This window comes from Bacillus sp. N3378-2at (assembly GCF_033412715.1).
Taxonomy (GTDB): Bacteria; Bacillota; Bacilli; order Bacillales; family Bacillaceae; genus Bacillus; species Bacillus subtilis.
Map to the genome: position 1 here is coordinate 3,950,448 of NZ_CP117986.1, position 19,909 is coordinate 3,970,356.

Here is a 19,909-nt window from a genome sequence, read left to right on the forward strand (position 1 = left end):
TTTATTCCCCCTGATACAGCGACGATAAATAGGTGATTTCGTTGGTCAAGCCATCCTTTAAGGATGTGGCGGGATTATAATGCAAGAGCTGTTTTGCTTTTGAAATATCCGCCCACGTGTTGCGCGGTTCCCCTGCTATTTTGTCCGAAAAGTGCAGTGTTGCTTTTCTGCCGGAAATATCCTCAATGAGGGAGACAACCTTTATGACTGAGGCACGCTCTGCGCCGCCGATATTTACTGTTTCACCAATAAGGCGGGGTTTCCCAAGAACAGCGGTGATGCCTTTGACACAGTCGCCGATATAAGTGAAATCTCTTGACTGCTGCCCATCACCGAAGATGGTAAGCGGCTTTTGCTGAAGGTGCTGCTTAATGAGCCGGTGAAAAGCCATATCCGGCCGCTGTCTTGGCCCGTATACGGTAAAAAAACGGAGAATCACAATTGGAATGCCAAAACTCTGTTGATACACATGGCAAAGCTTTTCTCCCGTAAGCTTTGTTACCCCGTACGGAGATAAAGGAGAAAGCGACGTGTTTTCACTGACTTTTCCTTGTTTTTCGCCATAGACGGAAGAGGTGGATGCAAAGACGAACGTTTGAATAGAATGTTCCCGGCACGCCTCGAGGAGCCTTTGGAGCGCTTGGATATTATGTGCGGCATATGGGTGAAAATGATTGCCCCAGCTTGAGCGGACACCCGGTATGGCCGCCAAATGAAAGATGACGTCCACTCCTTCCAGTAAGGGAGCAAGATCCGCTGTCAGCAGATTTTCCTTTATGAACGTAAATCGCTTTTCTTGCAGCAGGTTTTTAAGGTTTTTTAATTTCAAGGAAAATGGAGTAGGACCGATAAAGTCATCGATTCCAATAACGTTATGTTTCTTATCTTTTAGTAATTCTTCGCAGAGGTGGGAGCCGATAAAGCCCGCTGCTCCTGTGACGAGTATTTTCATGGACGGCCAACTCCCGTACAGATCAGGCCGCAAGCCTCGATCAGTTCTTTTTTTAGTACGTTGCGCCCGTCAATCACAAGACGCCCTTTCATGATATCTGCAGCCTTTTTCCAATCAAACGCTAAAAACTCAGGCCATTCTGTCGCCAAAAATAAAAAGTCACTCTCTTCGATCGCATCAAAAGCTTGAGAATGCTGAGTTACATGTTGCCGCAAATGTTCTGGAAGTACAGCTTCAGGATCATATGCATGAACATCACATCCCAGCTCCGCCAGCCTTTCCATCAGTCTGACAGCCTGAGAATTCCGGATGTCATCAGTATTCGGTTTGAAGGAAATGCCGAGTACAGCCGCTTTCTTGCCTTGAAGTGTTTCGAAGAATGACTGTATTTTTTTGATATACAGGCCAAGCTGGGTGTCATTAATGTGCTGCACGGCCCGGAGCAGGAAGGTCTCCGTGTTTTTTTCCTGGGCAGCAAATTGCAGCGCCTGCAGATCCTTTGGAAAACAAGAGCCTCCGTATCCGATGCCTGCCTGCAAAAAGTGCTTCCCGATCCTTGGGTCTAGACCGATAGCGCGGGAAATATCTGAGATATCTGATTGATAGGCTTCACATATGCGGGCCATTTCGTTAATAAACGAAATTTTGGCCGCTAAAAAGAAATTGTTGGCATATTTGATCAGCTCTGCTCCCGCTAAGCTTGTAACGATAAAAGGGGTATCAATGTGTTTGTAAATGGATTTGACGATGGCTGCCGATACGTGATCTTCTTCCTGAACACCGATGACTGTTTTGTCAGGATGCAGCATGTCATATAAGGCATTGCCTTCCCGCAGAAACTCCGGATTGGATACGACATTAAAGAGGTTTCTAGACACTCCGGAGGCAATCAGCTGTTTTGCTATGTTTTCATTTGTCCCGGGCGGAACAGTGCTTTTCGTAATAATGGTTTTATACGATCGGATTGACTCGCTTAAATCACCGATGACGGACTGCAGGGCTTTCGTATCAGCTGATCCGTCCGAACGCGGCGGGGTTCCGACTGCGATAAAAATAACGGGACATTCCTCCATGCTCGATTTCACTTCAGAAGAAAACGAGAGATTGCCGCAACGAAGTATTGCATCTGAAAGCCCAGGCTCATAAAAGGGAATGACTCCTTTTTTCAGCTGCCCGATTTTTTTGACGTCTTTGTCTGTGCATATCATGTCATGTCCGATGGATGCCAGTGCCGCTGATAGGGTTAAACCGACATACCCGGCGCCAACCACACAAATTTTCATCACCTGAGCTCCTTTACAAGATTACTGGTCATATATCAATATCCTATTAAAAAAGGGCTGGTTCGTGATTCCGCTTTCTGCCCAGTTGCTTCCGCCTAATTTCAGATGTACAAACATCGGGATGCGCTCTTGGAATATCATGTAATAAACATGAGCTGAGGGGAAAATGACATGATAAAAAAAGCGATCATTCCTGCAGGCGGATTCGGCACGAGAAATCTGCCGGTGACGAAGGTGATTCCGAAAGAAATGTTTCCGGTAGGGTCTAAGCCTGTGATTCATTATCTTGTTGAAGAATTAAAGGAGTCAGGCATTGAGGACATTTTGATGGTTGTATCGAGCCATAAAAATCTGATTGTCGACTATTTTGATTCCTCTTTGGCACTTGAGGCTTTTTTGGCCTCTAAGAATAAACTGCATTTGCTTAATGAGCATCCCATTCCGGATATACGGATTCACTATGTGCGCCAGCCTTATGCAAAGGGTCTTGGTGACGCCATTTGTTTCGGAAAGCAATTTGCAGGCGGAGAGCCTTTTGCAGTCGTTTTGCCAGATGATCTGATTTTTTCCGCCAATCAGCCGGCTTTGGGGCAGCTGATTGAAGCGTATACGAAATATCAGTCCAGTGTAATCGGCTTAAAAGAAACAAAAACGGAGGATTTACATCATTACGGGGTGATAAAAGGGGAGCCTGTTGAAAAAGGGCTTTATCGCATCCAGGATATTGTGGAAAAGCCTAAACAAAACCCTCCGTCTCATTTTGCCGCAGCAGGGCGTTATATTTTCACACCGGATATTTTTAATGAGCTGGAGGCATTAGAAGCTGACAGCGGAGGAGAAGTGCAGGTAACGGATGCGATAAAAGCTTCGCTCGGGGCATGTGCCGTATACGGGAAATTGCTAGAGGGCGAGCGGTATGATATCGGCCTGCAAAAGGATTATCTGAAGCTGATTTACGATATGCTGAAAACGGAAAAGAACCCCCAATAATCGGGGGTTCAATCAGCGTGGAGATCGCCGAATGTGGTCATGATTCCCTCTTCGTCAAGTTCTTCTTCATAGCGCTCATGGGCTCTGCTTTGATAAACGGTAATTTCTTTTCCAGTGATATCTGTAGCGATGAAATTTTCGTAAGACTCCGTATTGCCGATATTCTCTTCGGCATTCATCGTCATATCGTCATAGCTTAGCGGAGGGTTTTCCATATCCTGCGGCGTTTGTGAGTTACCATATTTTTCGACATCCTGATAGGAATCCTCACTGTCATATGGCGCTCTGATTTCTTCATCATCATCAAATTCAAATTGCCCGAATGGTGTTTCTTCTTCAATCGGACGGTCCTTGGAAACCACGTCCTGTGACGAATACTCCGCGAGGGTTGTGGCAGTCGGAAGCGCTTCAAGTCGTTCGAACGGGATTTCCTTTCCGCTGACTTCACAAATGCCATACGTACCGTTTTCTATCGCCTTCAATGAATGCTCAATGTCCCGAAGGTGCTCTCGCTCATGCAAGTCTAGAGCGATGTCTTTCTCACGCTCGTAAAGTTCTGTCGCCTGATCGCCGGGATGGTTGTCGTATGCCGAAAGCTCACCCCACGAATCATAAGGAAATGCTGAGTTAAGCTGAAAATGATCATTGTCTTTGAAACGGTTTAAGATATCTTTTTTCGTTTGTTCCAGTTCATTTTTTAAATGCTGAAGCTGTTCTTTCGTAAGCAATGTGATCGCCTCGTTTCTCTGTGATGCATACCTTTAGTATGAACAGATCGCCTGAGAACTTTCATAAATGGCGGGTGGAGGAATATAGGAGGTTTTCCTTTTATGGTAAGCGGATACAACCTTTGCTATCAGTGGAGAAAGAAATTTAAGCTTTGTTTCTTTTTCATTTCTGAAATTAGGTTTATAATAGGTAAGGCAGGCCATTTGGACTGCATGATCTGTGTTTGACACAAAGGAGACACAGGTGTATGGTATTAAAAGCATTTTAAGGATTATGGAGGAATGTCTCATGGTGACAACGGTGCAGCGTACGTTCCGAAAGGAAGTTCTACATGCATTACATAAAGCCAAAGAAGTCAACCATGCTGTCTTAATAAGCTATTCGAGACAAATCGAGTCTCTTGACCCTCTATCATTTTTCAATTACGGAGCAAAAAAATATACAGGCAATCGATTTTTTTGGTCAGATCCTGAAAGTGAATTGACAATAGTCGGTCTTGGCAAAGAAGCGGTTTTCCAGACAAATCAAAAAAACAGCGAGCGGTATCGTGAGGTTTTTGAACAATGGGAGCGCTTTAAAAAGACGGCTTTTCATATTTATGAAGAAGAAAAGCTGCAGCATTCTGCAGTGGGACCTGTGTTATTCGGAGGATTTTCTTTTGACCCTTGCGAAGAAAGAGGTTCACAATGGGACCATTTCTCGGAAGGGGATTTCTTTGTGCCTGCGCTTATGCTGACGATGACTGCTGAAGGCCCGTTCTTAACAGTTAACAGATGGGTAAGCGGAGGAGAAGACGCAGAAGCTGTTTTAGAAGGCTTAAAAGCTTTTGCGGCGGAATTTATGGTTCCTGATTTCAAGCAAGAAGATCAGGCTGTGATTGCAGCAGCCGAAGAGCTGGATAAGGATGATTGGCTGAAAGCAATCGAAACGGCCACAAGCCAAATTAAAGAGAAACAATATGATAAGGTTGTTCTTGCCCGAGAGCTGCTGCTCACGTTTGACGGTCCAATCCAAATTGAACCGGTGCTTAAAACGCTTCTGGACGATCAGCAGACAAGCTATGTTTTTGCAATTGAACAAGAAGGCAAAACCTTTGTCGGCGCGTCTCCGGAAAGACTGATCAAAAGAGACGGCGGCACTGTCATGTCTTCCTGTCTGGCAGGCTCCATTAAACGAGGCGTGAATGAAGAAGACGACCGCCGGATAGGCCTTGAATTATTAAACGATGAGAAAAACCTGCTTGAGCATGATATTGTGGTAGGTATGATTCATAATGCTTTTGTATCAAGCTGTTCAGAGGTTGAAAAGCCTGATGGACCTGTTTTGTACAAAACAAAAAGCGTTCAGCACCTGTTTACGCCGATTGTCGGACAGCTGCGCGAGTCTGCTTCAATTTTTGACTTAATTGAGAAGCTGCATCCCACTCCGGCGCTCGGGGGAGCACCTCAGGAAAAAGCTGTTGACGTGATCAGGGAGATTGAACCGATGTCTCGCGGCTGGTATGCTGCCCCTATCGGCTGGATTGACAGCCAGGATAACGGGGAATTCGCGGTAGCCATTCGTTCAGGGCTGATCGAAGGAAGCACTGCAAGGCTGTTTGCCGGGTGCGGTATTGTGGAAGACTCGGAACCAATCTCGGAATATGAAGAAACACAGATTAAATTGAAGCCGATGATCTCTGCATTAGGAGGTGAGAGGCGTTGACAGTCAACCCGATTACTCATTACATCGGAAGTTTTATTGATGAATTCGCCCTTTCCGGAATTACGGACGCCGTCGTTTGTCCGGGCTCAAGATCTACACCGCTGGCTGTTCTTTGTGCTGCGCATCCCGATATCAGCGTCCATGTCCAAATTGATGAAAGATCTGCCGGGTTTTTTGCCTTAGGTTTGGCAAAAGCGAAGCAGCGTCCCGTACTATTGATCTGTACATCTGGAACAGCCGCGGCTAACTTTTATCCGGCTGTGGTTGAAGCCCATTATTCAAGGGTGCCTATTATTGTGTTAACTGCTGATCGGCCTCATGAGCTGCGCGAAGTAGGCGCACCGCAGGCTATTAATCAGCACTTCTTATTCGGTAACTTTGTTAAGTTTTTCACAGACTCTGCTCTTCCTGAAGAGTCTCCGCAAATGCTGAGATACATCCGAACGCTGGCAAGCCGCGCTGCCGGAGAAGCACAAAAGCGCCCAATGGGGCCTGTCCATGTGAATGTGCCGCTGCGCGAACCGCTGATGCCGGATCTTTCAGATGAGCCGTTTGGAAGAATGAGAACAGGCCGTCATGTATCTGTGAAAACGGGTACGCAGTCTGTTGACCGCGAGTCCCTGTCTGATGTGGCTGAGATGCTCGCAGAGGCTGAAAAAGGAATGATCGTCTGCGGAGAGCTCCATAGTGATGTGGATAAGGAAAACATTATTACGCTGTCAAAAGCGCTTCAGTATCCAATTTTAGCGGATCCGCTGTCTAATCTGCGGAATGGTGTTCATGATAAAAGCACTGTTATTGATGCGTATGATTCGTTTTTAAAAGATGATAAGCTGAAGCGGAAACTTCGTCCTGATGTTGTCATTCGGTTTGGACCGATGCCTGTTTCAAAACCGGTTTTCTTATGGCTTAAGGATGATCCGGCGATTCAGCAAATCGTGATTGACGAGGATGGAGGCTGGAGAGATCCGACGCAGGTAAGCGCGCATATGATTCATTGTAATGCGTCTGTTTTTGCTGAGGAGATCATGGCAGGCCTTACTGCTGCCAGATCCTCAGAGTGGCTGGAAAAGTGGCAGTTTGTCAATGGGCGGTTCCGCGAGCATCTGCAAACAATCAGCAGTGAAGATGTTTCGTTTGAAGGCAATCTCTATCGAATCCTTCAGCATCTTGTGCCTGAAAACAGCTCGCTGTTTGTGGGAAACAGCATGCCGATCAGGGATGTTGATACGTTTTTTGAAAAGCAGGACCGCCCTTTCCGGATTTATTCAAACCGGGGAGCAAACGGGATAGACGGTGTCGTCTCCTCTGCCATGGGGGTATGTGAAGGAACAAAAGCGCCTGTTACCCTTGTGATTGGAGATTTATCTTTTTATCACGATTTAAACGGCCTGCTGGCGGCCAAAAAGCTGGGTATTCCTCTTACTGTGATTCTTGTCAATAATGACGGAGGAGGGATTTTCTCCTTTTTGCCGCAGGCTTCTGAAAAGACACACTTTGAAGATTTGTTCGGCACACCGACAGGGCTCGATTTCAAGCATGCCGCTGCACTTTACGGCGGAACGTATTCATGCCCGGCTTCTTGGGATGAATTCAAAACAGCTTACGCGCCGCAGGCAGACAAGCCCGGACTCCATTTGATTGAAATCAAAACGGATCGCCAATCAAGAGTCCAGCTTCATCGCGATATGCTGAATGAGGCTGTGCGGGAAGTGAAAAAACAATGGGAACTGTAAACATAACGGTATCAGATGGTATCCGATATGCAGTGGCAGACGAGGGACCGAATGCTTCCGAAGCCGTCGTCTGTCTGCACGGGTTTACCGGCAGCAAACAATCATGGACTTTTCTTGATGAGATGCTGTCTGATTCACGTTTGATCAAAATTGATTGTTTAGGGCATGGGGAAACCGATGCCCCGCTGAATGGGAAAAGATACAGCACAAGCCGGCAAGTTTCTGACCTTGCCGAGATTTTGAATCAATTAAAACTTCACAAAGTGAAATTGATTGGGTATTCTATGGGAGGAAGGCTTGCTTACTCTTTTGCGATGACATATCCCGAGCGGGTATCGGCACTTGTGCTTGAAAGCACGACGCCGGGGCTCAAAACACTTGGGGAACGGCGGGAACGAATTATGCGGGACCGGAAGCTTGCTGATTTTATTTTAAGAGACGGGCTCAAAGCGTTTGTTGCGTATTGGGAGAATATCCCTTTGTTTTCATCTCAGCAGAGGCTGGCTGAAGATATTCGGCACAGGATACGATCGGGCCGTCTGCGGAACAATAAGATCGGGCTTGCGAACAGTTTAACCGGCATGGGCACCGGTTCACAGCCTTCCTTCTGGAGCCGTGTAGAGGAAATAGATGTTCCTGTGCTTCTGATCTGCGGGGAGTGGGACGAAAAATTTTGCGCCATCAATCAAGAGGTGCATAAGATGCTTCCTTCTAGTAGAATAGAGATTGTTCCAAAAGCAGGACATACGGTCCATGTGGAACAGCCGCGATTGTTTGGTAAAATAGTGAGTGAGTTTTTGACAAGCATCTGACTCATTCACATAGAGAATAAAAGGAGGTCATCATATGGCTGAATGGAAAACAAAACGGACATACGATGAGATATTGTATGAAACGTATAATGGCATTGCAAAAATAACAATCAACCGACCTGAGGTACATAATGCGTTTACCCCTAAAACGGTTGCTGAAATGATTGATGCGTTTGCTGACGCAAGAGACGACCAAAACGTTGGGGTTATCGTGCTTGCCGGTGCAGGGGACAAGGCATTTTGTTCTGGCGGAGACCAAAAAGTGCGCGGCCACGGTGGATATGTAGGAGACGACCAGATCCCGCGTCTTAACGTATTGGATCTTCAGCGTTTAATCCGCGTCATCCCGAAACCGGTTGTTGCGATGGTGTCCGGATATGCGATTGGCGGAGGCCATGTGCTTCACATCGTATGTGACTTGACAATTGCTGCGGACAACGCAATTTTTGGACAAACAGGCCCTAAAGTTGGAAGCTTCGATGCAGGTTACGGTTCTGGCTACCTGGCTCGAATTGTAGGACATAAAAAAGCACGTGAAATCTGGTACCTATGCCGTCAGTACAACGCACAGGAAGCACTGGACATGGGTCTTGTCAACACAGTCGTTCCTTTGGAACAGCTTGAAGAAGAAACGATTAAATGGTGTGAAGAAATGCTTGAAAAAAGCCCGACCGCACTGCGCTTTCTTAAAGCTGCGTTTAACGCGGACACAGACGGACTTGCTGGAATTCAGCAGTTTGCAGGGGATGCTACCCTTCTTTACTACACAACAGATGAAGCAAAAGAAGGCCGTGATTCCTTTAAGGAAAAACGCAAACCTGATTTCGGACAGTTCCCTCGTTTCCCGTGATCAGCAATACTTAGTAAACCAACAGCTTGAGACTTTGCGGTCCAAGCTGTTTTCTTTTCAATACAGACATTTTACCTCGGAGATGATGACATGCTGACAGAACAGCCCAACTGGCTCATGCAGCGGGCACAGCTGACACCTGAGAGAATCGCTCTCATCTATAGAGACCAAACCGTGACATTTGCAGAATTATTTGCCGCGTCTAAGCGAATGGCGGCACAGCTTGCCGCTCATTCGGTTCGAAAAGGGGATACTGCGGCTATTTTGCTCCAAAACCGTGCAGAAATGGTATACGCCGTTCACGCTTGTTTTTTGCTTGGTGTTAAGGCGGTGCTTTTGAATACGAAGCTGTCAACACATGAAAGGCTGTTTCAGCTGGAGGATTCCGAATCCGGCTTTTTACTGACAGATTCAAACTTTGACAAGAAAGAGTATGAACACATCGTTCAAACGATTGATGTGGATGAACTGATGAAAGAAGCAGCACAGGAAATTGAGATCCAAGCTTATATGCAAATGGATGCAACGGCAACGCTGATGTATACGTCGGGTACGACAGGAAAGCCCAAGGGAGTTCAGCAAACGTTCGGAAACCACTATTTCAGTGCGGTGTCGTCCGCGCTTAATTTGGGTATAACAGAACAAGACCGCTGGCTTATCGCATTGCCGCTCTTTCATATCAGCGGCTTGTCCGCATTATTTAAATCTGTGATCTATGGAATGACTGTCGTGCTTCACCAGCGTTTTTCCGTAAGCGATGTGCTGGATTCTATCAACAGGCATGAAGTGACAATGATATCTGCGGTGCAGACTATGCTGGCCAGTCTTTTGGAAGAAACAAGCCGCTGCCCTGAATCCATCAGATGCATTCTTCTCGGCGGCGGCCCTGCACCGCTGCCATTGCTTGAGGAATGCCGTGAGAAAGGATTCCCTGTCTTTCAGTCATATGGAATGACAGAAACATGCTCGCAAATTGTTACCCTGTCGCCGGAATTCAGTATGGAAAAGCTCGGATCTGCGGGGAAACCGCTGTTTTCGTGTGAAATCAAAATAGAGCGGGACGGACAGGTTTGTGAACCGTTTGAACACGGTGAAATCATGGTCAAAGGCCCGAATGTCATGAAAAGCTATTTTAACCGGGAGAGCGCAAACGAAGCCTCTTTTCAAAATGGCTGGCTGAAAACAGGTGATCTTGGTTATTTGGACAATGAAGGCTTTTTATATGTATTAGACAGACGCTCAGATCTGATCATATCCGGCGGAGAAAACATTTATCCGGCCGAAGTGGAGTCAGTGCTGCTTTCACATCCCGCTGTGGCCGAAGCCGGGGTTTCAGGGGCTGAGGACAAAAAATGGGGGAAAGTGCCTCACGCCTATCTTGTCCTTCACAAACCTGTGAGCGCAGGAGAATTGACTGACTACTGTAAAGAACGCTTGGCGAAGTATAAAATTCCGGCGAAATTCTTTGTGCTTGACCGCCTGCCGCGCAATGCGTCTAATAAGCTCTTGCGAAATCAGCTGAAGGATGCGCGTAAAGGAGAACTGCTATGATCGAAATAGAAAAAATCACGCTTTACCATTTGAGCATGAACTTAAAGAAACCGTTTAAAAACAGTATCGAAACGCTTCAAGAGCGTAAATTTCTGATCGTGGAAGCCATTGATACAACAGGTGTCACAGGCTGGGGAGAAGTTTCCGCTTTCTCTTCGCCTTGGTACACCGAGGAAACCATTGGAACATGTTTGCATATGCTAAAAGATTTTTTTATCCCAAATGTGGTCGGCCGTGAATTCAATCACCCTTCAGAAGTGCCGGACAGCCTGGCGCGTTATAAAGGAAACCGGATGGCAAAAGCGGGACTTGAATCGGCTGTATGGGATATCTATGCCAAAAAGAAGGGCGTATCCCTTGCTGAGGCATTGGGCGGAACAAGAGATAAAGTCCCTGCCGGGGTGGTAGTCGGCCTGGCGCCTCTTGACGATATGCTGAAGGAAATTGAGAGCTATCAAAAAGAAGGTTATCAAAGAATAAAAATTAAAATTCAGCCTGGGCAGGATGTGGAATTGGTCAAGGCCATCCGCAGCCGATTCCCAAACATCCCGCTCATGGCTGATGCCAATTCATCCTATGAGCTGAAGGATATCAGCCGTTTAAAGGAGCTTGATGACTATCATTTAATGATGATTGAGCAGCCGCTCCAAGCTGACGATATCGTTGACCACCGCCACCTGCAGAAACATTTGAAAACGGCCATTTGCCTTGATGAGAGCATTTGTTCAGTTGATGATGCGAGACGGGCAATTGAGCTAGGAAGCTGCAAAATTATTAATATAAAACCTTCTCGTGTCGGCGGCTTAACAGAAGCCTTAAAAATTCATGATTTATGCAAAGAGCATCATATGCAGGTTTGGTGCGGCGGAATGCTGGAAACAGGCATATCAAGAGCGCAGAACGTGGCGCTTGCTTCACTGCCTCAATTCACAATACCTGGCGATATATCTTCATCCTCACGCTATTGGGATGAAGATATTGTAACCCCTGATATTCGTATTGATAATGGATTTATTTCTGTGTCAAAACAGCCTGGTTTAGGGGTTGAGGTAAACCAAGATATTATGCGAAAATATGTGACCAAAATGGATGTTTTCACACAGCATGGTTAAGAAAAAAGCATTTTGCTATTTTGAATAAATGACACTGTGCTGTTACAGTAAAAGTGTTCGTTGAATACATCCCTTCTCGTTTGGACCGGCTGCTGACCCAGCCGGTTTTTTTATGTAAATCAGCTTGACAAAAATGGTCAAACGCGATAATTTTGCACAAAGGAAACTTTTTGTCCTGTGTAAATAAAACATGCTTTTGGCTAATTTAATGTCACATGTCTAAGAACTGACAACATAAGATAAAACAATCGGACATTGATGGCAAAGAGGAGGAGAAATATGAGACGAGGGCTGATGGCAGCAGTACTTTTTGCGACCTTTGCTTTAACGGGATGCGGAACGGATTCAGCCGGAAAAAGCGCTGATCAGCAATTACAAGTGACAGCGACAACATCTCAAATTGCCGATGCAGCAGAAAACATCGGAGGTAAGCATGTAAAAGTCACCTCTTTAATGGGACCGGGGGTTGATCCGCACCTTTACAAAGCTTCCCAAGGTGACACGAAAAAATTAATGTCTGCCGATGTTGTTCTGTACAGCGGGTTGCATTTGGAAGGGAAAATGGAGGATGTGCTCCAAAAAATCGGCGAACAACAACAATCGGCGGCAGTAGCTGAGGCCATTCCGAAAAATAAGCTTATTCCTGCGGGGGAAGGCAAGACGTTTGATCCCCACGTCTGGTTCAGCATTCCGTTATGGATCTATGCGGTGGATGAAATTGAAGCGCAATTCAGCAAAGCAATGCCTCAGCACGCAGATGCCTTTCGGAAAAATGCCAAAGAGTACAAAGAAGATTTGCAATATTTAGATAAGTGGTCGCGTAAAGAGATCGCACATATTCCGGAGAAAAGCCGTGTGCTTGTGACTGCTCATGATGCGTTTGCGTACTTTGGGAATGAGTATGGATTTAAGGTAAAAGGCCTGCAGGGACTCAGCACAGATTCGGACTATGGATTAAGGGATGTTCAGGAGCTGGTTGATCTTCTGACAGAAAAACAAATAAAAGCTGTGTTCGTAGAAAGCAGTGTATCTGAAAAATCAATCAATGCAGTGGTGGAAGGCGCTAAAGAAAAAGGCCATACAGTCACAATCGGCGGTCAGCTTTATTCGGATGCCATGGGTGAAAAGGGCACAAAAGAAGGCACATACGAAGGAATGTTCCGCCACAATATCAACACGATTACTAAAGCGCTTAAATAAAGAAAAGAGGTGGAGGATATGTTCCCTGTTGAGCTTGATAATGTGACGGTTGCTTATCATAAAAAGCCTGTACTGCAGGACATTTCGCTGCAGGTGCCTGAAGGAAAACTTATTGGCATTATCGGCCCAAACGGCGCGGGAAAATCAACCTTGATCAAAACGATTCTCGGTCTTGTGCCCAGAGCTTCCGGAGACATCTCTATTTACGGCAAAGACTATAAGGATCAGCGGACCAGAATCGGATATGTTCCGCAGCGCGGCTCGGTTGACTGGGATTTCCCCACAAGCGCGCTCGATGTCGTCCTAATGGGAAGATACGGGAGAATCGGTTTATTAAAGAGGCCAAAGAAAGCGGATGTGGAGATGGCGAAGGCCGCATTAGCAAAAGTCGGGATGCTTGATTATGCGAAGAGGCAAATCAGCCAGCTGTCAGGCGGACAGCAGCAGCGGGTGTTTCTTGCCCGGGCACTCTGCCAGAACGCTGACATTTATTTTATGGATGAACCGTTTGCAGGTGTCGATGCAGCGACGGAGCGCGCGATTATGACGCTGTTGGCAGAACTCAAAGAAAAAGGAAAAACCGTGCTTGTCGTCCATCATGACCTGCAGACCGCCGAGGATTATTTCGATTGGATCTTACTGCTTCATTTAAGAAAAATCGCTTTCGGACCGGCGGAAAACGTGTTTACGATCGAAAACCTGCAAAAAACATATGGAGGAAGGCTTACGTTTTTAAAAGATAAAGTGCTGGCAGAAGGACATAAGGAGTGAGCGCAATGTTTGAAAGTTTGTGGCTGCAGCTTCAGCATCCGAATACACAGTGGGTGCTGGCCGGTACGCTTTTGCTCGGGACGGCAAGCGGTGTTTTGGGCAGCTTTGTGCTGCTGAGAAAGCAAAGTTTAATCGGCGATGCGATGGCCCATTCAGCTCTGCCGGGAGTGTGCCTCGCTTTTCTGTTCACCGGGCAAAAATCACTGCCTTTCTTTTTGCTGGGTGCGGCGCTCGCCGGACTGCTCGGAACATTTTGTATTCAACTGATTCCTCGGCTTTCAAAAACAAAGGAGGACTCGGCGATCGGGATTGTTCTTTCTGTGTTTTTTGGCGTCGGGATCATTCTGCTGACATATATTCAGCAACAGGGGGCGGGAAGCCAAAGCGGGCTTGATTCTTTTTTATTCGGCCAGGCTGCTTCATTGGTCAGGCAGGATATCATCCTTATTGCAGGAATATCCGCTGCTCTGCTGCTCCTATGTATTGTTTTCTTTAAGGAATTTACATTGATTACTTTTGATCTCGCGTTTGCAAAGGGATTAGGAATCCCGGTGCGTTTTTTAAACGGGCTTTTGGCTTGTCTGATTGTCTGTGCTGTCGTCATTGGGCTTCAGACTGTTGGTGTGATACTAATGGCGGCTATGCTGATTACACCTGCCATAGCTGCGAGATATTGGACCGAACGATTAACCGGGATGATCGTCATTGCCGGGATTACAGGCGGGGTCAGCGGAGTGGCCGGAACCCTGCTTAGCACCACGATGAAGGGAATGGCGACAGGGCCATTAATGATCTTATCTGCAACGCTGCTCTTTCTTTTTTCAATGATTTGCGCGCCTAAGCGGGGATTGGCTGCTAAATCCATAAGGCTGATGAGGCTGCGGCGCAGAACAAGCAGGGAGCAAGTGCTTTTGGAGATTTATGAACAATATGAAAAGAATAATCTTTGTGTAACTGTTGAAAGTGTAAGAAAGAAAAGACGCCTATCCTCTTCATTATGCCTTAAGGCATTAAATGACTTGGAACAAGAGAGGTGCATTGAGCGTATCGAAAATGGGATTTGGCAAATCACAAGCAAAGGGATAGAAAAAGGCTATCACACAGCTTTGAAGCAGCGGATGTATGAAGTGTATCTCATGCATGAAATGGACCTTGCCAATATAGAATCCGATCAGGACTGCTTTGACCCGGACCGTTTACCGAGAGAAACGAGAGAGCGGCTTTATTCACTCTTAAAGCTGTATGGACGGATGCCTGAGCATCGAAAAGCGTCTCATGATGCCAAGAAGGGACAGATCGCAAATGAGTTTTGAAGCATGGATTATAGCTACCGGTGTATTAGTCGGTGTAAGCTGCGGATTGATCGGCACATTTCTTGTGCTGAGAAGCATGGCGATGCTGGCCGACGCAATCAGTCATACAGTGTTGCTTGGCATTGTCGGCGCTTTTCTAGTGACGGGAAGTCTCGATGGGATTTCTATGTTTATTGGCGCAGCCGCAACCGGTCTGTTAACGGCTTTCTTGGTTCAGCTTCTTCATAGCAAGGGGGTTCAATCAGATGCTGCTATAGGAGTTGTGTTTACATCCTTATTTGCAATCGGGGTTATTTTGCTTTCTGTGTATGGAGCGAATGTCCATCTCGATATTGAGCACTCGTTAATGGGAGAAATCGCTTTTGTGCCGTGGAATACGGTGACGGTATTGGGGGTTGATATTGGGCCGAAAGCGTTTTGGATGCTGGCATCTGTTCTGGTTTTAAATGTAGTGTTGATCAGTGTGTGCTATAAGGAGTTTAAAATCGCTTCGTTTGATCCTCAAATGGCCTTAGCCTTGGGAATACCGGTTTTGCTCATTCATTACGTGCAAATGGGCATGCTGTCCCTGACAACTGTTGCTTCCTTTGATTCGGTGGGTGCCGTATTGGTTGTGGCCATGCTGATTGTTCCGCCTGCTGCGGCACATTTGCTGACAGACCGGCTTCTTTATATGCTGATTCTCAGCGCGTTGATTGGCGGGCTGTCGGCGGTCATGGGCTATTTCTTCGCAACGTGGCTTAATGTTTCGATTTCAGGAGCGATGGCGGCCATGACAGGTGTATGTTATGCAAGCGCCTTTTTGTTTTCACCTGCAAACGGGGTCATGACTAAAAAGTTGAGAACACTCAACATGCAAAAAGAAAGAGCTGGCTGATGCAGCTCTTTCTTTTAATTATAAATCATGCGGCTTAAACGTTTTGCAGTCTGTTTCCCGGCTGTTTTCAGCCGTTTCACCAGTATGGCTGACAACATAAATGGTATCAGCGGTGCATTTGTTACCTTTGCCCCAATAAGAACAGTTGTTGACCTCACATAGAATTTTCTGCTCCATGCCATCCCCTCCTTATAAAGGTTCTGGATTAGTATAGCCGGCTGGCTTGCCCTCTATTCCTCCTGGCGGATATAGCGTTTATCTCGCATAAACATTTTCCAGAAGAAAAAGAAGCCCGGAAATAGAATGATAAATGCAACGATATACGTTGCAAACAGCGCTCTGAACGTTGCTGGCTCTGTGAAGCCTGACATGACTGTCACATCGGGATAAATCATATACGGAAGATGCGCCCGCCCGTACGCGTAGCTTGCGAGAAAATACTGTATCCCAATCGCAACAAGTGCGAGACGCGGTTTTCCGATGTTTTGCCCAAAGCTTTTGTTAGGCAGAAAAAGAGCGATTCCAGCAATGACAAATGTGATGAACGATGCAATAATCCAAGTAAAATCATTCATCATTCCGCTGTACAGCCAGTTTGCTTCATTCCGCATTGTCACCATAATGCATACTGCAAACAACAGTGAAATCGGGCCGGTAATCAGGGCGCTTTTTCTGTAGGCTCGGTACGCATCCTGTTCCTCTGCCACATTTGAAACATCTGCAAGCAGCAGCGAGGACAAAAATAAGGTGCTTAAAATCGCAAACCCGATAAATGAATAGGCGTTGGGGCTTGAAAAGATTTTAGACATATTTAAGTTATAGATTCCATCCGTTTTTTCTATAAACCCTCCGTGTGTCACAGGAAGCACCAAAATTAAAATAGCAGGAATGATAAAGCCGGAGATGCCGGAAATATATCTTAGCGTTTTCCGCTCCTTTGCTGTATTTGAAAACACGAGAAATCCGCTTCGAATCGCTAAAAGCAGTAAAATCATGCTTCCGGGAATTAATAAAACGGTGCCGAGCACAAATGTCGCGCCGGGGAAAAAACTGAAAAGCGCCACGACGATGGCCACAATAAAGACGTTTGTGACCTCCCAAGTCGGGGACAAAAAGCGATTCGCAATATCGGTGGCCTTCATATGCTCCTTGTTTAAATAGATCATAGACCAAAATCCCGCTCCAAAATCCATTGTCGCCATGACGGCGTAAATAAACACAAAGCCCCAGATAATTGAGATGGCGATCAGAGCGTCAGTTGAAATCTCCATTTGTACGATCTTCCTTCCATTTGGTTTCCTGTTTGCGGAGCCATTACGACTCCGCTGTATTTAAATCTTCGTCAACCGGGTGCTTGCGGAAATAATACAGCAGCACGTAGACGACAGCTGCGCCTAACACGGCATAAACAAATGTGAAAAATAAGAACAGCAGCCCAATCGAGCCAGTCGTTGTTACGACATCTGACGTTTTCAGCAGATGATAGATGACCCAAGGCTGTCTCCCCGTACATGCGAAAATCCAGCCGAATTCAATGCCGATGAGACTAAAAGGGCCTGCTGTCATGAAAATGACCAAAAGCCACGTTGGGAAACGGTCTTTCTTGAGCACCTTTCTCCAGACGACACCGATAATGGAATAAAGAATAAGCAGCATGCCTACACCGACCATCGCATTAAACAGCGTGTGAATGAAAAGCGGCGGCCATTCATCTCTCGGAAATGCATTTAATCCTTTTACAACAGTGTCAAAACGGTTCGCTGCCAAAAAGCTTAAAGCCCATGGAATCTCGATTGCCCATTTTACTTTTTCTTCATTCGGGTCGGTAAAACCGCCGATAGCGAGCGGGGCATGGGATCTTGTTTCAAACAGGCCTTCCGCACCGGCTAATTTTTCGGGCTGGTATTCGTACAGCATCTGTGCAGATTCATGTCCGTTCAAAGCGGTCAGCAATGAAAAAATACCGCCGATCGTCAGTGCGAGCAAAAGGGCTTTCCGGTGAAAGCGATAGACCTTTTCCTTTTTCCTCGTCCGGATCATTTTATACGCCGCAACAGAAGCCACGATAAACGCACCGGTCATAAACGCGGACAGCACGACATGGCCGGCAGTGATAAAAAAGCTAGGATTAAAAAACGCGGCCCACGGGTCAACATCTGTGATTTTTCCGTTTAAAATTTTAAAACCGGCGGGCGTACCTTCAAAAGCGTGAACATTCGTGATCAGAACAGCGGATGCTGCGGCCCCGACTAACACAAAGAAAACAGCAACAATCCTCATTGCAGGTGATAAGCGGTCTGCTGCGTATACATAAATCGACATGAAAAGGGCTTCAACAAAAAAAGCATAGATTTCAATTTGAAATGGCAGGGACATCACCCGGCCGATGACTTCCATAAATCCCGGCCATAAAAGCGCGAGCTGAGTGCCCGCGATCGTTCCGGTCGGAATGGCGACCCCCAGCAAAACGGCTTGTGCTTTCGTCCATCTTTTCGCCATGATCGCATAATGGTCATCTTTCGTTTTTTGATAGATCAATTCCGCCACTAAAATCATGAGCGGGAGACCGACTCCAAGCGTTGCGAAAATGATATGAAAGCCCATCGTCGTGCCAAAAAGGCTTCTGGCCAAAACTAAATCATCCACAATCGTAAACCACCTTTCTAAAAAGACGTTCTGTATGTATTTTGGGTTTATTATTTGCTTCCTCGGTTAGATTATTCTTCCTATTCTTAAATGCCATGAGGTTTACGATGTGAAAACAGAGGGAAGGATGTAAGAAGATTGACAAAACGTTTGTGACGTTATAAAATAAAACGTAATTATTACGATTTATTGAAAGGAGATACCCATGAAAGAAGGAATTCATCCAAAGAACCACAAAGTGATATTTCAGGATGTCAACAGCGGCTACCGTTTTCTCAGCACCTCTACGAAAACATCTAATGAAACAGCAGAGTGGGAAGACGGAAACACATATCCTGTCATTAAAGTAGAGGTAAGTTCTGACACGCATCCGTTTTATACAGGCCGCCAGAAATTCAATGAAAAAGGCGGACGAGTTGAGCAGTTCAAAAAACGCTATAACATGGGGAAATAAGGCAGACCAGAGGGTTTGTCTTTTTTTATTATGACGAATAAACAAGGGTTGTGATATATTGAAGAGTAAAAAGAATAGAAAGGGACAACGAACATGAGTCTTCTAAATGATATTCTTGAATTTAACAAGACATTTACTGAACAAAGAGAGTATGAAAAGTATCAAACATCAAAATTTCCAGATAAAAAAATGGCGATTCTTTCTTGCATGGACACTCGTCTGGTTGAACTGCTGCCGCATGCGATGAATTTGCGAAACGGTGATGTGAAAATCATTAAAAGTGCCGGTGCGCTTGTGACACACCCATTCGGAAGCATCATGAGAAGTTTACTCGTCGCAGTGTACGAGCTGAATGCAGATGAGGTGTGTGTGATCGGGCATCACGATTGCGGCATGAGCAAAATCAGCAGCAAAAGCATGCTTGAAAAAATCAAAGCAAGAGGGATTCCGGAAGAACGCATCGAAACAATAAAGTACTCCGGTGTAGACTTTGATCAATGGTTTAAAAGCTTTGATTCAGTGGAAGCGAGTGTGAAAGACAGCGTAGACGTTATTAAACATCACCCGCTGTTCCCTGAAAACGTTCCGGTCCATGGCTTAGTCATTGATCCTAAAACCGGAAAACTGGATCTTATCGTAAACGGTTATAACAATTAATGTTTTTGTTTCTTTTCAGGAACGGGATCGACTCCTCCCGGATGGAACGGGTGGCATTTCAAAATCCGTTTGATTGTCAGCCATCCGCCTTTTAAAGCGCCATGTGTTTTAATCGCTTCGATTCCATATTGGGAACAGGTCGGATAAAAGCGGCACGTTGGCGGTGTCAGGGGCGAGATGAATTTTTGATATCCTCTGATCAGAGCGATGAATAGGGTTTTCATGTTTCTTCAGCAACCTTTCTGATGCAAGTATAAGAAAAAAAACACAGA

Annotated in this window: 20 protein-coding genes; 13 read left to right on the forward strand and 7 right to left on the reverse strand. The window is 46.0% G+C overall.

Annotated features, from left to right (window positions below):
• Window position 1 precedes the first annotated feature (1 nt).
• Both PUN35_RS21185 and PUN35_RS21190 read right to left on the reverse strand, forming a co-directional pair.
• Window positions 2-952, reverse strand: coding sequence for an NAD-dependent epimerase/dehydratase family protein (locus tag PUN35_RS21185; RefSeq protein ID WP_014480645.1), 951 nt, complete (start codon window positions 950-952; stop codon window positions 2-4).
• Entirely contained in the window at window positions 949-2,235 is a 1,287-nt protein-coding gene (locus PUN35_RS21190) for a UDP-glucose dehydrogenase family protein (RefSeq protein WP_014480644.1), read from the reverse strand. Before PUN35_RS21190 ends, PUN35_RS21185 begins: the two co-directional genes overlap by 4 nt.
• 171 nt (window positions 2,236-2,406) lie before the next feature.
• Here PUN35_RS21190 and PUN35_RS21195 point away from each other — a divergent pair, with 171 nt between their 5' ends.
• Window positions 2,407-3,225 carry a UTP--glucose-1-phosphate uridylyltransferase gene (locus PUN35_RS21195; RefSeq protein WP_014480643.1) on the forward strand — a complete coding sequence of 273 codons (819 nt, stop codon included), beginning with the start codon at window positions 2,407-2,409 and terminating at the stop codon, window positions 3,223-3,225.
• A gap of 8 nt (window positions 3,226-3,233) precedes the next feature.
• Here the strand turns inward: PUN35_RS21195 and PUN35_RS21200 are convergent, their stop codons facing one another.
• Window positions 3,234-3,953, reverse strand: a complete 720-nt coding sequence (locus PUN35_RS21200) for a yteA family sporulation protein (RefSeq protein ID WP_003229046.1) — start codon at window positions 3,951-3,953, stop codon at window positions 3,234-3,236.
• A gap of 289 nt (window positions 3,954-4,242) precedes the next feature.
• Between PUN35_RS21200 and PUN35_RS21205 the strand changes: the two genes are divergently transcribed.
• From PUN35_RS21205 to mntD, 10 genes are all read left to right on the forward strand, one after another.
• On the forward strand, window positions 4,243-5,658 hold the full coding sequence (locus PUN35_RS21205; RefSeq protein WP_015251378.1) for an isochorismate synthase: 1,416 nt from the start codon (window positions 4,243-4,245) through the stop codon (window positions 5,656-5,658).
• Entirely contained in the window at window positions 5,655-7,394 is a 1,740-nt protein-coding gene (gene menD / locus PUN35_RS21210; protein ID WP_014480640.1) for a 2-succinyl-5-enolpyruvyl-6-hydroxy-3-cyclohexene-1-carboxylic-acid synthase, read from the forward strand. The genes PUN35_RS21205 and menD overlap by 4 nt, the downstream gene beginning before the upstream one ends.
• Window positions 7,382-8,206, forward strand: coding sequence for a 2-succinyl-6-hydroxy-2,4-cyclohexadiene-1-carboxylate synthase (gene menH / locus PUN35_RS21215; RefSeq protein WP_014480639.1), 825 nt, complete (start codon window positions 7,382-7,384; stop codon window positions 8,204-8,206). Before menD ends, menH begins: the two co-directional genes overlap by 13 nt.
• 34 nt (window positions 8,207-8,240) lie before the next feature.
• A complete protein-coding gene (gene menB, locus PUN35_RS21220; RefSeq protein ID WP_003229054.1) occupies window positions 8,241-9,056 on the forward strand; it encodes a 1,4-dihydroxy-2-naphthoyl-CoA synthase in 816 nt (271 codons plus the stop codon).
• Window positions 9,057-9,146: 90 nt separating this feature from the next.
• Window positions 9,147-10,607, forward strand: a complete 1,461-nt coding sequence (locus tag PUN35_RS21225; protein ID WP_014480638.1) for an o-succinylbenzoate--CoA ligase — start codon at window positions 9,147-9,149, stop codon at window positions 10,605-10,607.
• Window positions 10,604-11,719 carry an o-succinylbenzoate synthase gene (gene menC, locus PUN35_RS21230; RefSeq protein ID WP_014480637.1) on the forward strand — a complete coding sequence of 372 codons (1,116 nt, stop codon included), beginning with the start codon at window positions 10,604-10,606 and terminating at the stop codon, window positions 11,717-11,719. Before PUN35_RS21225 ends, menC begins: the two co-directional genes overlap by 4 nt.
• A gap of 279 nt (window positions 11,720-11,998) precedes the next feature.
• On the forward strand, window positions 11,999-12,919 hold the full coding sequence (gene mntA, locus PUN35_RS21235) for a manganese ABC transporter substrate-binding protein/adhesin MntA (RefSeq protein ID WP_014480636.1): 921 nt from the start codon (window positions 11,999-12,001) through the stop codon (window positions 12,917-12,919).
• Between the two features lie 18 nt (window positions 12,920-12,937).
• Window positions 12,938-13,690, forward strand: a complete 753-nt coding sequence (gene mntB / locus PUN35_RS21240) for a manganese ABC transporter ATP-binding protein MntB (protein WP_014480635.1) — start codon at window positions 12,938-12,940, stop codon at window positions 13,688-13,690.
• A gap of 5 nt (window positions 13,691-13,695) precedes the next feature.
• Complete coding sequence (gene mntC / locus PUN35_RS21245) at window positions 13,696-15,003, forward strand: manganese ABC transporter permease MntC (protein WP_014480634.1); 1,308 nt, start codon at window positions 13,696-13,698, stop codon at window positions 15,001-15,003.
• Window positions 14,993-15,880, forward strand: a complete 888-nt coding sequence (gene mntD, locus PUN35_RS21250) for a manganese ABC transporter permease MntD (protein WP_014480633.1) — start codon at window positions 14,993-14,995, stop codon at window positions 15,878-15,880. Before mntC ends, mntD begins: the two co-directional genes overlap by 11 nt.
• A gap of 18 nt (window positions 15,881-15,898) precedes the next feature.
• Here the strand turns inward: mntD and PUN35_RS21255 are convergent, their stop codons facing one another.
• Genes PUN35_RS21255 through PUN35_RS21265 form a run of 3 tightly spaced genes read right to left on the reverse strand, consistent with a single transcriptional unit; the run spans window position 15,899 to window position 18,526 of the window.
• Entirely contained in the window at window positions 15,899-16,057 is a 159-nt protein-coding gene (locus PUN35_RS21255) for a DUF1540 domain-containing protein (protein WP_014480632.1), read from the reverse strand.
• Window positions 16,058-16,110: 53 nt separating this feature from the next.
• Window positions 16,111-17,151, reverse strand: coding sequence for a cytochrome d ubiquinol oxidase subunit II (locus PUN35_RS21260; protein ID WP_014480631.1), 1,041 nt, complete (start codon window positions 17,149-17,151; stop codon window positions 16,111-16,113).
• A gap of 43 nt (window positions 17,152-17,194) precedes the next feature.
• On the reverse strand, window positions 17,195-18,526 hold the full coding sequence (locus tag PUN35_RS21265; RefSeq protein ID WP_014480630.1) for a cytochrome ubiquinol oxidase subunit I: 1,332 nt from the start codon (window positions 18,524-18,526) through the stop codon (window positions 17,195-17,197).
• A 205-nt stretch (window positions 18,527-18,731) separates the two neighbouring features.
• Here PUN35_RS21265 and PUN35_RS21270 point away from each other — a divergent pair, with 205 nt between their 5' ends.
• Both PUN35_RS21270 and PUN35_RS21275 read left to right on the forward strand, forming a co-directional pair.
• Complete coding sequence (locus tag PUN35_RS21270) at window positions 18,732-18,980, forward strand: type B 50S ribosomal protein L31 (RefSeq protein WP_003219346.1); 249 nt, start codon at window positions 18,732-18,734, stop codon at window positions 18,978-18,980.
• Between the two features lie 93 nt (window positions 18,981-19,073).
• Window positions 19,074-19,637, forward strand: a complete 564-nt coding sequence (locus tag PUN35_RS21275; protein WP_014477744.1) for a beta-class carbonic anhydrase — start codon at window positions 19,074-19,076, stop codon at window positions 19,635-19,637.
• Here the strand turns inward: PUN35_RS21275 and yidD are convergent.
• Window positions 19,634-19,861 carry a membrane protein insertion efficiency factor YidD gene (yidD, locus tag PUN35_RS21280; RefSeq protein WP_003229076.1) on the reverse strand — a complete coding sequence of 76 codons (228 nt, stop codon included), beginning with the start codon at window positions 19,859-19,861 and terminating at the stop codon, window positions 19,634-19,636. The genes PUN35_RS21275 and yidD overlap by 4 nt on opposite strands.
• Between the last annotated feature and the right edge of the window lie 48 nt (window positions 19,862-19,909).